This window comes from Cellulomonas phragmiteti (assembly GCF_016862775.1).
GTDB lineage: Bacteria > Actinomycetota > Actinomycetes > Actinomycetales > Cellulomonadaceae > Cellulomonas > Cellulomonas phragmiteti.
Genome location: NZ_BONP01000016.1, coordinates 25,306 through 38,237, shown reverse-complemented (window position 1 = coordinate 38,237; position 12,932 = coordinate 25,306). Strand labels below are relative to the sequence as shown.

The following is a 12,932-nucleotide window of genomic DNA, read 5'->3' as shown; positions in this document are numbered from 1 at the left end:
CACCTGGCCCGTCCTCCGTCCGGGTCGCGACGGCCGCCCGTCAGCCCTTGGCGGGGGACTTCTTGCGGGCCGCCGGCTTGCGGGTCGTCGTGCGCTTCTTCGCCGGACCGGCCGCGCGCTTCTCCGCCAGCAGCTCGACGGCCTGCTCGGGGGTGATCGACTCGGGCGTCACGTCCCGCGGCAGGGTCCGGTTGGTCTCGCCGTCGGTGACGTACGCACCGAAGCGGCCGTCCTTGACGACGATCGGCTTGCCGCTCGTCGGGTCGTCCCCGAGCTCGCGCAGCGGCGGCGTCGCGGTCTGCCCGCGGCCCCGCTTGGGCTGCGCGTAGATCGCCAGCGCCTCCTCGAGGGTGATCTCGAGCAGCTGCTCCTCCGACGCGATGGTCCGCGAGTCGGTGCCCTTCTTCAGGTACGGCCCGTAGCGGCCGTTCTGCGCGGTGATCTCGGCACCCGACTCCGGGTCGACGCCCACCACGCGCGGCAGCGACAGCAGCCGCAGCGCGTCGTCAAGGGTCACCGTGGCCAGCGACATCGACTTGAAGAGCGACCCCGTGCGGGGCTTCGGTGCCGCGGCCAGCGCCTTCTTGCGCGCGGCGGCGGACAGGCCCGGGTCGAGCTCCGGCTCCGGCAGCACCTCGGTGACGTACGGACCGTAGCGGCCGTTGCGCGCGACGATCTGCGTACCCGTGGCCGGGTCGGTGCCGAGCACCTTGTCCCCGTCGGGCATGGTCTCGAGGAGCTCGCGGGCCTTCTCGACCGTCAGCTCGTCCGGCGCCATGTCCTCGGGGACGGACGACCGGCGCGGGTCGTCGTCCGGGCCCTCGCCGGGCGCCTCGAGGTACGGCCCGTACCGGCCGACGCGCAGCGTGATGCCGTCACCGATGTCGATGGAGTTGACCTCGCGCGCGTCGATCTCGCCGAGGTTGTCCACGAGCCCGCGCAGCCCGCCGGTCTCCACCGAGTCCGAGCGGTCGCCGAAGTAGAACTCCGTCAGCCAGTCGACACGACCCCGCTGACCTGCGGCGATGGCGTCGAGCCCCTCCTCCATACCGGCCGTGAACCCGTAGTCCACGAGCCGGTCGAAGTTCTCCTCCAGCAGCCGGGTGACCGCGAACGCGAGCCACGTCGGCACCAGCGCCTGCCCGCGGTTGGTGACGTACCCGCGGTCCTGGATGACGCCGATCGTCGCGGCGTACGTCGAGGGGCGGCCGATGCCGCGCTCCTCGAGCGCCTTGACCAGCGACGCCTCGGTGAACCGCGGCGGCGGGGACGTGCGGTGCCCGTCGGCAGTCAGGTCGGACCCCGTGACCGGGTCGCCCTGCGCCATCTGCGGCAGCCGGGCGTCGTCGGAGGAGGCCGACGCGGCACCGGACCCGCCCTCGGCGTCGTCGTACCGCCCGCGGTCGCGGCCCTCCTCGTACGCCGCGAGGAACCCGCGGAACGTGATGACCGTGCCGGACGCGGAGAACACGGTCTCGACCGGGCCGTCCGTGGTCGTCGACGTCGCGGCCAGCTTCACCGACGCGGTCTGGCCACGCGCGTCGGCCATCTGCGAGGCGACGGTGCGCTTCCAGATCAGCTCGTACAGCTTGAACTGGTCGCCGGACAGCTCCCGCGCGACCTGCGCCGGGGTGCGGAAGTGGTCGCCGGCCGGGCGGATGGCCTCGTGGGCCTCCTGCGCGCCCTTCGCCTTCGACGTGTAGACGCGCGCCTTGTCCGGCACGTACTCGGAGCCGTACAGCTCGGCGACCTGGCGGCGCGCGGCGTCGATCGCCTGCGTCGACAGCGCGGGCGAGTCGGTCCGCATGTAGGTGATGTAGCCGTTCTCGTACAGCGACTGCGCCGTGCGCATGGCCTGCCGGGAGCTCATGCGCAGCTTGCGCGACGCCTCCTGCTGCAGCGTCGACGTCGTGAACGGCGCGGCGGGCCGGCGGGTGTAGGGCTTGGTCTCCAGCGACTGCACGGTGAACGCGGCGCCGTCGAGGCCGGTGACCAGGGCGTTCGCGCGCGCCTCGTCGAGGGTCACGGCGTCGCGCGTCTTGACCTGGCCGCGGTCGTCGAAGTCCCGGCCCGTGGCGACGCGCGCGCCCCCGACGCCCGTCAGCCGCGCGGTGAACGTCGGCTCGGCGTCGTCGGCCACCGCGAAGGTGCCCGTGACGTCCCAGTAGTCGGCCGCGACGAACGCCATGCGCTCGCGCTCGCGCTCGACGACCAGGCGCGTCGCCACGGACTGCACGCGACCGGCGGACAGGCCCTGACGGACCTTGCGCCACAGCACCGGGCTGACCTCGTACCCGTACAGCCGGTCGAGGATGCGCCGGGTCTCCTGCGCGTCCACGAGGCGCTCGTCGAGCTCGCGCGTGTTCTCCAGGGCCCGCGCGATCGCCTCGCGCGTGATCTCGTGGAACACCATGCGCTTGACGGGGATCTTCGGCTTCAGCTCGGCCAGCAGGTGCCACGCGATGGCCTCGCCCTCGCGGTCCTCGTCGGTGGCGAGGTAGAGCTCGTCGGACTCCTTGAGGAGCTTCTTGAGCTCGGCGACCTTCTTCTTCTTGTCCGCGTCCACGACGTAGTACGGGACGAACCCGTTCTCGACGTCGACCGCGAACTTGCCGTACGGGCCCTTCTTCATGTCCGCGGGCAGCTCGGAGGGCTGGGGCAGGTCGCGGATGTGCCCGACGGACGCCTCCACGTCGTAGCCCTCGCCGAGGTACCCGGCGATGGTGCGCGCCTTCGCGGGGGACTCCACGATGACGAGCTTGCGACCTGCGGACATCTGACCGGCCTTCCCTGCCGTGGGCGGTGACGACGGAGCTCGTGACGAGCACGGGTGCGCACGACGCGTGGCCCCCACTTGCGAGGGGACTCTACGTGCTGGCGTCAAGCCGACGGTGACGGCGACCCGTCCCGCGACCCCGCCGCGTGCCGCAGCAGGAGCATCACCGCGAAGGTCACGCTGCACGCGGCGACGACACCGGCGACACCCCCACCGTAGGCCAGGAACTCGCCGCCGCGGCCCGCGGCGCCCGCCCGGCCCGCCCAGGTGCGCGCCAGCAGCATCCCCGCCGCGGCCCCCGCGACGCTCCCGAGCAGCAGCAGCCCGAGCGCCGTGCGACGCGTGCGCGCCCACCAGGGGTCCTCGCGGTCGACCTGCCGCAGCATCGCGGTCGCCGTGCCCGCCCGACCCGGCCGCGCCGCCATCGCCCCGCACACCAGCGCCGTCCAGCACAGGACGACCAGCGCCCCGGCGACCACGTCGGACGGGCGGTGCCACTGCCCGACGAGCGTCGAGATGCCCGTCAGCGCGGTGTACGCGGCGCCGATCACCGCCACCGCCGGCCGTGCCCGGGGCGGCACGACCAGCACCAGCGCGGCCGCCACCGACCCCGCCGCCGTCGTGTGGCCGCTGGGCAGGGTGTTGCCGTAGTCGGCGCCGACGCCCAGGACGGGCCGGTCGAGGACCAGCTCCTTGACGACGCGGGTGGTGAGGTTGGCGCCGCCGACGAGCACGGCGACCTGCACCGCGAGCGACAGCCGCCGCCGCGCCAGGGCGACGGCCGCCGTGAACAGCAGACCGCCGGCCAGGAACCCCACGGACACGACGTCGAGCAGCGGCTCCGCCACGCGCCACAGCTGTCCCTGACCGATCGCGGCCCCGTCGAGCGCCGCGTCCTCGACGCGCTGCCCGGCCCACGTGTCGACGAACACCCGCCACAGCAGCCACACCCCCAGGGCGCAGGCGACGACGACGACGATGCTCGCGAGCACGACCCCGCCACGCGCCCGCGTCGGACGCTGCGCGGACGGCTCCCGGTCGACCGGGACGGACAGGCCCTCGTGCACGGGTGACACGGTAGGGCACCACGGGCGTGGTGCGGTGCGCCCGCGGGCGTCCGTACCCACGTCAGGACGGCGCGGCGACCGTGGACCGACCGGCGGCGCGGGCCCCCGCGGCCTACAGTTCGGGCCATGGACGATCCGGCGACCCCACCGGCGCGGGTGCCGCGGCCGCGCGCGGGCACGCAGGCGCGTCGCGAGGAGATCGTGCGTGCCGCGGCCCGGACGTTCGCGGCCAAGGGCTACCGGACCGGGTCCCTCGCGGACGTCGCCGAGCAGGTCGGCATCACGCACGCCGGGGTGCTGCACCACTTCGGCTCCAAGGAGCAGCTGCTCGTCGCGGTGCTGCAGCAGCGCGACGACGACGGCGTGCGCGACCTCGAGGGGCAGCACATCCCCGGGGGGCTGGAGCTCTTCCGCCACCTGGTGCGCACCGTGCGCGCCAACGCGCAGCGCCCGGGGATCGTCCAGGGCTACACGGTGCTCGTGGGCGAGTCCGTCACGCAGGGCCACCCGGCACGAGAGTGGGTGACCCGGCGCTTCGAGGTGCTGCGCGGCGAGGTCGCCGACGCGGTGCAGGAGATGGGGCCGCACGTGCCGCGCGACGCCGCGCTGCGGGCGGCGCAGGCCGTCATCGGCGTCATGGACGGGCTGCAGGTGCAGTGGCTGCTGGAGCCCGACGCGGTCGACCTGCCGGACGCCACGGCGTTCGCGATCGAGGCGGTCCTCGCGGCGACGCTCGCCGGCCCGCAGGCGCCGCGCCCCGTCGGTGACGTCGACGCCTGAGCCTCCCCGCTCAGACAACTCACAGGAACGCTCCAGCCGCACCACAGCACCGGTCGGCAGCCTGGTCGCATGACGACGACCGCACCCGCCCGCCCCACGTCGCGCCGCCCCGACGCCCTCACCCGCGCCGACGGCAGCCCCGTCCGCGCCCTCGTCGTCGACGACGAGGCGAACCTCGGCGAGCTGCTGTGCACCGCGCTGCGCTACGAGGGGTGGCAGGTCCAGCACGCGCTGACCGGCCAGGCCGCGATCGCGCACGCCCGGACCCTCGACCCGGACGTCATCCTGCTCGACGTCATGCTGCCGGACCTGTCCGGGTTGGAGGTGCTGCGGCGCATCCGGCAGACCCACCCGCAGGTGCCCGTCCTGTTCCTCACGGCCCGTGACGCGGTCGAGGACCGCGTCGCCGGCCTGACCGCCGGTGGCGACGACTACGTCACCAAGCCCTTCAGCCTCGAGGAGGTCGTCGCGCGGCTGCGCGGCCTGCTGCGCCGCGCGGGCGCGGTGGGGCACCGCGACGACTCGGTGCTCGTCGTGGGCGACCTGCGGATGGACGAGGACAGCCACGAGGTGTGGCGCGGCGAGGACGCGATCCGGCTGACGGCCACCGAGTTCGAGCTGCTGCGCTACTTCATGCGCAACCCGCGCCGCGTCCTGAGCAAGGCGCAGATCCTCGACCGCGTGTGGCAGTACGACTTCGGGGGTCAGGCCAACATCGTCGAGCTGTACGTGTCCTACCTGCGCCGCAAGATCGACAAGGGCCGCGACCCGATGCTGCACACGCTGCGCGGCGTGGGGTACGTGCTGCGCCCGGCCGCCTGACGGTGGCGGCGGCACCCGTCGGCGCGGCGCCCGGCGCCCGGCGCGCCCGGTGGTCGTTGCGCCGCCGCCTGGTGGCCGTGGTGCTGGGGCTGGTCCTGCTCGTCGGCCTGGCCATGGGCACGGTCTCGACGCTCGCGCTGCGGGACTCGCTGGTCGCGCAGGTCGACGCGCGCGCGGTCGCGGCCGCCGAGCGCGCCGTCCGGGCGACGCAGGGCGCGCGGTCGGGCGGCGACGACACGGCGCCCGCGGGCCGGCCGGACCTCGCGCCGCGCGGCGACCGGCCGCCGCCGCTCGGCGTGCCGGGGCAGGACGTCGGCACCGTGAGCCTCGTGCGCACCGACGGCGCGACCCGCGCGCAGTACATCGACGCCGACGCGTCGTTCGTCGACCTGTCCGCCGCGCAGGTCGCCGCCCTGCAGGACGTCCCGGCGGACGGCGCCGTGCACTCCGTCGACCTCGACGGGCTCGGCACCTACCGCGCCGTGGCGCTCGTCACCGAGGGCGACGACCTCGTCGTCAACGCCCTGCCCACGGCAGCGGTCGACGCGACCGTCGAGCAGTACGTCGTCATCGAGGTCCTCGCGGCGGTCGGCGCCCTGCTCGTCGCGGCCGTCGGCGGCTCGCTGCTGGTACGCCACGAGCTGCGGCCCCTCACCCGGGTGGCCGCGACGGCGGCACGCGTCGCGGAGCAGCCCCTGGGCCACGGCGAGGTCGCGATCACGGCCCGCGTGGACGAGCGCGACACCGACCCGGGCACCGAGGTCGGGCAGGTGGGCGCGGCGCTCAACCGGATGCTGGGGCACGTCGAACAGGCCCTCGCGCAGCGGCACGAGTCGGAGTCCCAGGTGCGCAGGTTCGTCGCCGACGCGAGCCACGAGCTGCGCACCCCGCTCGCGTCGATCCGCGGCTACACCGAGCTGGTGCGCCGCTCCCCCGACGAGCTGCCCCCCGACGCGCTGGCCGCCCTGGCGCGCGTCGAGGCCGAGTCGGTGCGGATGACCGCGCTCGTCGACGACCTGCTGCTGCTCGCCCGGCTGGACGCGGGCCGCCCGCTCGACCGTGAGCCGGTGGACGTGGCCGCGCTCGCCGTGGACGCCGTCGCCGACGCGCACGCCGCGGGGCCGGACCACGACTGGCGCCTGGACCTGCCGGGCGACGGCGCGGACGGCGGGGAGCCGGACGACGACCTGACGGTCCTGGGCGACGACCACCGGCTGCGCCAGGTGCTCGCCAACCTCACGTCGAACGCGCGGCGGCACACCCCGCCGGGCACGCGCGTGACGGTCGGGGTCCGCCGTGACGGTCCCGACGTCGTCCTCACCGTGGCCGACGACGGGCCGGGCGTGCCGCCGGAGCTGCGGGACCGCCTCTTCCAGCGCTTCACGCGCGGCGACGCGTCCCGCAACCGGGCCGCCGGGTCGACGGGGCTCGGCCTCGCGATCGCGCACGCCGTCGTGACGGCGCACGGCGGCACGCTCACGTGCACGAGCGCGCCGGGCCGCACGCAGTTCGTCGCGCGGGTCCCGGCGGCGCCGCCCTGACGGGCTAGAGACCGTACGCGGCGTAGGCGTCGACCACGTCGTCCAGCGGGGCGGTCAGCTGGAAGACCGCCGTGCCGTTCTGCCACACCGCGATGCCCGTGCCGTCGCCGGCGTCGACCACCGTGAACGTGCCGACCGCCGCACCGGCGACCATGACGTCTCCCGTGCTCGGCAGCTGGTCGGCCGCGTCGTCCTCGGCGGACGCCGTCGAGGTGGGGGCGCCGGTGTCGGGGGCCGTCGGGGGCAGCGCCGCCGTGAGCCGCTCGAGCAGGGCCGTCGCCTCCTGCGCCGTCTCGAGCTGCGCGGCGCGCACGGTGAGGGTGCCACCGTCGCCGTCGGTGAACGTCTCGGTGTACGCCTCGAGCGCGCCGGCGGCGACCCACTCGGCGTCGTCCTGGGACGACTCCAGGGCGTACTGCAGCACGGTGGTCGGCAGCACCGACGCGAACGCGCTGGTGGCGGTGCGGGTCGCCGGCTCGACGCCGGGCGTGGGCGGCGGCACCAGGACGGTCGAGGCCGCCGGCGCGGGCGCGTCCCCGTCGCTGCCGCCGCGGGTGGCCAGCACGCCGACGACGACACCGACGACCACGAGCACGCCGACGCCGATCGCCACGGGCAGCAGCCACGCCGGCCGGCCCTCGCGCGCGGTGCCGTCGGGGCCGTCACCACCGGGGCCGTCACCACCGGGGCCGCGGGGCCCGTCGGGACCGCCCGCAGCGGGGTCCGGTGCCGCACCGGCGCCGGCGGGGTCGGTCGTGCCCCAGCCCGACCACCCGCTCGCGGCGGGCGCGGGCGCCCCCTGCGGCGTCGCGGCGGGTCGGTGCGCCGGGCCCGTGGCACCGGGCCGCGGCTCGGGCTCGCCAGGTCGTCCCGTGTGGCTCATGGCGGGCATCCCCCTCGTGTCGCTGGGCCGGCGGCTGCCGGGCCACCGCGCAGCCTACCGAGCGCCGGGCCCGCGCAGGTCACGGCGCGTCCCGGGTGGCGCGGACGGGTTGTCGGTGGCGCCCCGTACCGTGCCGGACGTGAGCCAGACGACGACACGCCGCGCCCGCGCCGGGGGCGACCGCGCCACCGAGCGCCCCGGGTTCCGCTGCACCGCGTGCGGGTGGACCGCGACCAAGTGGGTCGGCCGGTGCGGCGAGTGCCAGGAGTGGGGGTCGGTCGTCGAGGACGCCGGCCCCGGCTCCGGCGGGCCACGGACCGTCGCGGTCGCGCCCACCCGCAACCCCGCCCGGCCCATCGAGGAGATCGACGTCGAGGCCGCCGCGGCCCGGCCGACGGGCGTCGAGGAGCTCGACCGCGTGCTGGGCGGCGGCCTGGTCCCCGGTGCCGTCGTGCTGCTCGCGGGCGAGCCGGGCGTGGGCAAGTCGACCCTGCTGCTCGACGTGGCGGCGCGCGCCGCCCGCACCGGTCGGCGCGTCCTGTACGTCACCGGCGAGGAGTCGGCCGCCCAGGTCCGGCTGCGCGCCGGACGCATCCACGCGCTCGCGCCGTCGCTGCTGCTCGCCGCCGAGACGGACCTGGGCACCGTGCTCGGGCACGTCGAGAGCGTGGACCCCGACCTGCTGGTGCTCGACTCGGTGCAGACGTTCACGTCCGCCCAGGTGGAGGGCACCCCGGGCGGCGTCTCCCAGGTGCGCGAGGTCACGGCGGCCCTGATCGCCGCGGCGAAGTCCCGGGCGCTGCCCGTCGTGCTGGTGGGCCACGTCACCAAGGACGGGTCGGTCGCCGGACCGCGCACGCTCGAGCACCTGGTGGACGTCGTGTGCCAGTTCGAGGGCGAGCGGCACTCCCGCCTGCGGATGCTGCGAGCCACCAAGAACCGGTACGGCCCGACGGACGAGGTCGGGTGCTTCGACCTGTCCGAGCACGGGATCGTCGGGCTGGCCGACCCCTCGGGACTGTTCACGTCGCGCCTCGTCACGGACGTCCCCGGCACGTGCCTGACGGTCACCCTCGAGGGCCGCCGGCCGCTCGCCGCCGAGGTCCAGGCGCTGGTCGCGCCGAGCGTGGTGCCCAACCCGCGGCGCACGACCAGCGGCGTCGACGGGAGCCGGCTGGCGATGGTCCTCGCCGTGCTGCAGCGCCGGCTCGGAGCCCGCCTCGCCGACCAGGACGTCTACGTCTCGACGGTGGGCGGTGCCCGGGTCGTCGAGCCCGCGGCCGACCTGGCGCTCGCGCTGGCCGCGGTCAGCGGCCGGGAGAACGTCGCCGTTCACGCCGGCCTGGTGGCGGTCGGCGAGGTCGGGCTGGCCGGGGAGATCCGCACCGTCCCCGGCGTCGGCCGCCGGCTCGCCGAGGCCGCGCGCCTGGGCTGCACCCGCGCGGTCGTCCCGTCGGGCACCCTCGCCGAGGTGACCGTGCCGGACGGGCTGCGCGTGGTCGAGGCACCCGATCTCGCGGCCGCTGTCCTGGCCGGGCTCGCCCCGTCCGGACCCGGGTGAGTCGCACCCCGGACAACTCGTCACGCCACCGATACGATTCGTCCGTGCCGCATCCGCACCACCATGACGACCTGCTGAGGTCGACGCTCGCCGCCGTCGCGCCCGGATCCGAGCTGCGCGACGGTCTCGAGCGCATCCTGCGCGGCCGCACCGGGGCACTGATCGTGCTCGGGATGGACGCGACGGTCGAGTCGCTGTGCTCCGGAGGGTTCGTCCTCGACGTCGAGTTCTCGGCGACCCGATTGCGCGAGCTGGCGAAGATGGACGGTGCCGTGGTCATCGACCCCGTCCGTGACCGCATCGTCCGGGCGGCGGTGCAGCTGCTGCCCGACTCCTCGATCCCGACGAGCGAGTCCGGGACCCGGCACCGCACCGCCGAGCGCGTGGCCCGGCAGACCGGCCTGCCGGTGATCTCGGTGTCCGCGTCCATGCGGATCGTCGCCCTGTACGTCGGGGCGCAGCGGTACGTGCTCGAGGACTCCACGACCATCCTGTCCCGCGCCAACCAGGCGCTCGCGACGCTCGAGCGCTACAAGGCGCGCCTCGACGAGGTCAGCGGCACGCTGTCGGCCCTCGAGATCGAGGACCTGGTGACGGTCCGCGACGTGTCCGCCGTCGTGCAGCGCCTGGAGATGGTGCGCCGCATCTCCGACGAGATCGCGGGCTACGTCGTCGAGCTCGGCACCGACGGGCGGCTGCTGACGCTGCAGCTCGACGAGCTCGTCGGCGGCGTGGGCACCGAGCGGGAGCTCGTGATCCGGGACTACGTGGACACGTCGCGCCGGACGGCCGAGGCCGTCCCGGACGCGCTGGGCGAGCTGGACTCCACGGAGCTGCTCGACATCGCCCACATCGCCCGGGTGCTCGGGCTGCCCGGCTGCGGGGAGGCGCTCGACGCCGCGGTCGGGCCGCGCGGGTACCGCCTGCTGTCGAAGGTGCCGCGGCTGCCCGGTCCGGTGGTGGACCGCCTCGTCGAGCACTTCGGTGGTCTGCAGAAGCTGCTGGCCGCGACGATCGACGACCTCATGACGGTCGACGGGGTCGGCGAGCAGCGCGCCCGCTCGGTGCGCGAGGGCCTGTCGCGCCTCGCCGAGTCGAGCATCCTCGAGCGGTACGTCTGACGGTGCCGCCCACCGGCTGAGCCGCTCGCTCAGCCCAGGCCGAACACCGCCGGGGACGAGGTCGCCCCGGCGACCGCCACGGTCACCGAGTACGTCCCGTCCCCGGGCTCGGGCAGGCCCCCGCCGCAGCCCGGTGCCGACCGCAGCCGCGCCCACCCGAGCTGCGTGGCGTCGGACTGCCCGCCCACCAGCAGCAGCGTGCGCGCCGGGGCGTCCGCGGGGGCGCAGTCCAGGCTCGACCAGACGCGGTCGTCGCCGGAGGTGATGACGACCTCCCGGTGTGCGTCGCCCACGTCGACCAGGCACGGCTCGGTCCCCGAGTTCGTCACCGTCACCTCGAACGTGGGGTCGACGCCGGCGGGGAAGGCCTCGGCTCCCGGCGCGACGGCCAGCGCGATCGCCTCGGGAGCGCAGTCGGCGACGCCGGGCTCGGCGCCCGACGTCGGTGACGGGTCGGGGGCGGGCTCCGTGGTCGTGACGTCCGGGCCTGCCTCGGCGTCGCCCCCGCTGCCGGCCCACCAGACCGCGAGCGCCACGACCAGCAGCAGCGGCAGGCCGAGGACGACGAGCCGGCGGATCCAGAACACGCGCGCCGGCGGACGTGGCGCCGGGGCCGGGCGGGCCGGCCGGGGTCCACGGCCCGGCGAGGGCGTCCGGTCGTTCATGCGGGGCCTCCGGCGGGCGTGGTCGGGTGTGCGGCGCCGCCCACGGTACGAGGCCGACGGCGGGTGGGCCGCCCACGACGCGCCACGCCGCCCGAACGTGCGTACCGGACCGGCGTGGACGACGAGTTGGCGCACGCGCGGGCCGACGGCACGATGAGGCGTGCCCGCCCCGCCCTCCGCCGACGCCGTGCCCGCACCGCCCGTCGCCCCGGACCCGGCCGGCGTGCGCGCGGCGGTCGTCGCGTGGTTCGACCAGCACGCCCGGGACCTGCCGTGGCGGGCACCCGACCGCACGCCGTGGGGTGTCCTGGTCAGCGAGGTGATGCTGCAGCAGACGCCCGTCGTCCGCGTGGAGCCGGCGTGGCGCGCGTGGCAGCAGCGCTGGCCGACCGCCGCGGACCTGGCCGCCGCACCGACCGGTGACGTGCTGCGCGCCTGGGACCGGCTCGGGTACCCGCGGCGCGCGCTGCGCCTGCAGGAGTGCGCGCGCACCGTCGTCGAGCGGCACGGCGGCGAGCTGCCCGACGACGAGGCCGCGCTGCTGGCGCTGCCCGGCGTCGGTCCCTACACCGCGGCGGCGGTGCGGGCGTTCGCGTTCGGGCGGCGCTCGGTGGTGCTCGACACCAACGTGCGCCGCGTGCTGGCCCGGGTCGCGGCCGGCGAGGCGCTGCCGGCACCGGCGCAGACGGCCGCCGAGACCCGGCTCGCGTCGTCGTGGGTGCCGGACGACGACGCGGCGGCGGCCCGCTGGTCGGCGGCCTCGATGGAGCTGGGAGCGCTGGTGTGCACGGCACGCGCGCCGCGGTGCGAGGCGTGCCCGGTGGCGCACGCCTGCCGGTGGCTGGCGGCGGGCCGGCCCGCGGATGTGCACGCCCACCGGCGGCGCACGCAGGCCTGGGCGGGCACGGACCGTCAGGCGCGCGGGCGGGTGATGGCCCTGCTGCGCGAGTCGCTCGGGCCGGTCCCGCAGGACGCGGTCGGCGCGCTGTGGCCCGACGCCGCGCAGCTGGCCCGGTGCGTGGACGCGCTGGTCGCCGACGGCCTGGTGGTGCGCCGGGTGCCGGCGGGCGACGACCCGGACCCGTCGGCGGTGACGTACCACCTGCCGCACTGAGCCGGCGGGCCCGCGTCAGAGGTCGAGGAGCATGCGGGTGTTGCCCAGGGTGTTGGGCTTGACGCGGGCGAGGTCGAGGAACTCGGCAACGCCGTCGTCGTGCGACCTCAGCAGCTCGGCGTAGACGTCCGTCGACACCGGCGTCCCGTCGATCTCCCGGAAGCCGTGCCGGGCGAAGAACTCGACCTCGAACGTCAGGCAGAAGACGCGGCGCAGCCCGAGGCGGCGCGCCCGGTCGATCAGGGCGTCGACGAGGAGGTGCCCGACGGCCCGGCCGCGGTACTCCGGGGCGACGGCGAGCGTGCGGATCTCGGCCAGGTCCTCCCACATGACGTGCAGCGCCCCGCACCCGACCGCGTCCCCGCCGCCGACGGGCCGGGCGACGAGGAACTCCTGCACGGCCTCGTAGTACCCGACCCACTCCTTGGCGAGCAGGATCCGCTCGTGCGCGTACGGCTCGACGAGCCGGTGGATCGCGCGGACGTCGGCGGGCAGGGCGGGCGCGACCTCGACCTCGGCGGGGGAACTCACGGGCCCAACCTACGCAGGGCGGCGGGGGCGGGTCGGCCGGACCGAGGGCTGGATCGCACTCTCACGGCAGG

Annotated in this window: 11 protein-coding genes; 6 read left to right on the top strand and 5 right to left on the bottom strand. The window is 76.0% G+C overall.

Annotated elements, in window-relative coordinates; translation table 11 throughout:
• Positions 1-40 precede the first annotated feature (40 nt).
• Positions 41-2,776: a type I DNA topoisomerase gene (gene topA, locus Cph01nite_RS13215; protein ID WP_203674914.1), complete on the bottom strand. Its 2,736-nt coding sequence runs from the start codon at positions 2,774-2,776 to the stop codon at positions 41-43.
• 104 nt (positions 2,777-2,880) lie between these two features.
• On the bottom strand, positions 2,881-3,843 hold the full coding sequence (locus tag Cph01nite_RS19250; protein ID WP_275407402.1) for a phosphatase PAP2 family protein: 963 nt from the start codon (positions 3,841-3,843) through the stop codon (positions 2,881-2,883).
• Between the two features lie 126 nt (positions 3,844-3,969).
• On the opposite strand from Cph01nite_RS19250, the gene Cph01nite_RS13205 reads away from it, so the two are divergent.
• From Cph01nite_RS13205 to Cph01nite_RS13195, 3 genes are all read left to right on the top strand, one after another.
• The gene (locus Cph01nite_RS13205) at positions 3,970-4,623 is read left to right on the top strand and encodes a TetR/AcrR family transcriptional regulator (protein WP_203674909.1); all 654 of its coding nucleotides are present in this window, start codon (positions 3,970-3,972) and stop codon (positions 4,621-4,623) included.
• Positions 4,624-4,692: 69 nt separating this feature from the next.
• Positions 4,693-5,445: a response regulator transcription factor gene (locus tag Cph01nite_RS13200; RefSeq protein ID WP_203674907.1), complete on the top strand. Its 753-nt coding sequence runs from the start codon at positions 4,693-4,695 to the stop codon at positions 5,443-5,445.
• A 2-nt stretch (positions 5,446-5,447) separates the two neighbouring features.
• A complete protein-coding gene (locus tag Cph01nite_RS13195) occupies positions 5,448-6,986 on the top strand; it encodes a sensor histidine kinase (RefSeq protein ID WP_239069254.1) in 1,539 nt (512 codons plus the stop codon).
• Between the two features lie 4 nt (positions 6,987-6,990).
• Here the strand turns inward: Cph01nite_RS13195 and Cph01nite_RS13190 are convergent, their stop codons facing one another.
• Positions 6,991-7,869: a hypothetical protein gene (locus tag Cph01nite_RS13190; RefSeq protein WP_203674905.1), complete on the bottom strand. Its 879-nt coding sequence runs from the start codon at positions 7,867-7,869 to the stop codon at positions 6,991-6,993.
• A gap of 139 nt (positions 7,870-8,008) precedes the next feature.
• Between Cph01nite_RS13190 and radA the strand changes: the two genes are divergently transcribed.
• Positions 8,009-9,430 carry a DNA repair protein RadA gene (radA, locus tag Cph01nite_RS13185; protein WP_203674903.1) on the top strand — a complete coding sequence of 474 codons (1,422 nt, stop codon included), beginning with the start codon at positions 8,009-8,011 and terminating at the stop codon, positions 9,428-9,430.
• Positions 9,431-9,474: 44 nt separating this feature from the next.
• Positions 9,475-10,551: a DNA integrity scanning diadenylate cyclase DisA gene (gene disA, locus Cph01nite_RS13180; RefSeq protein ID WP_203674901.1), complete on the top strand. Its 1,077-nt coding sequence runs from the start codon at positions 9,475-9,477 to the stop codon at positions 10,549-10,551.
• A gap of 29 nt (positions 10,552-10,580) precedes the next feature.
• Here disA and Cph01nite_RS13175 read toward each other — a convergent pair whose 3' ends face one another.
• Positions 10,581-11,138, bottom strand: coding sequence for a hypothetical protein (locus Cph01nite_RS13175; RefSeq protein WP_239069253.1), 558 nt, complete (start codon positions 11,136-11,138; stop codon positions 10,581-10,583).
• Between the two features lie 238 nt (positions 11,139-11,376).
• Here Cph01nite_RS13175 and Cph01nite_RS13170 point away from each other — a divergent pair, with 238 nt between their 5' ends.
• Entirely contained in the window at positions 11,377-12,330 is a 954-nt protein-coding gene (locus Cph01nite_RS13170) for an iron-sulfur binding domain-containing protein (protein ID WP_373307581.1), read from the top strand.
• Between the two features lie 15 nt (positions 12,331-12,345).
• Here the strand turns inward: Cph01nite_RS13170 and Cph01nite_RS13165 are convergent, their stop codons facing one another.
• Positions 12,346-12,861, bottom strand: a complete 516-nt coding sequence (locus Cph01nite_RS13165) for an amino-acid N-acetyltransferase (protein ID WP_203674897.1) — start codon at positions 12,859-12,861, stop codon at positions 12,346-12,348.
• Positions 12,862-12,932 lie beyond the last annotated feature (71 nt).

Coding starts and splice junctions, on each gene's coding strand:
- topA (WP_203674914.1), bottom strand. CDS start 2,776: ATGTCCGCAGGTCGCAAGCTCGTCATCGTGGAGTCCCCCGCGAAGGCG.
- Cph01nite_RS13205 (WP_203674909.1), top strand. CDS start 3,970: ATGGACGATCCGGCGACCCCACCGGCGCGGGTGCCGCGGCCGCGCGCG.
- Cph01nite_RS13200 (WP_203674907.1), top strand. CDS start 4,693: ATGACGACGACCGCACCCGCCCGCCCCACGTCGCGCCGCCCCGACGCC.
- Cph01nite_RS13190 (WP_203674905.1), bottom strand. CDS start 7,869: ATGAGCCACACGGGACGACCTGGCGAGCCCGAGCCGCGGCCCGGTGCC.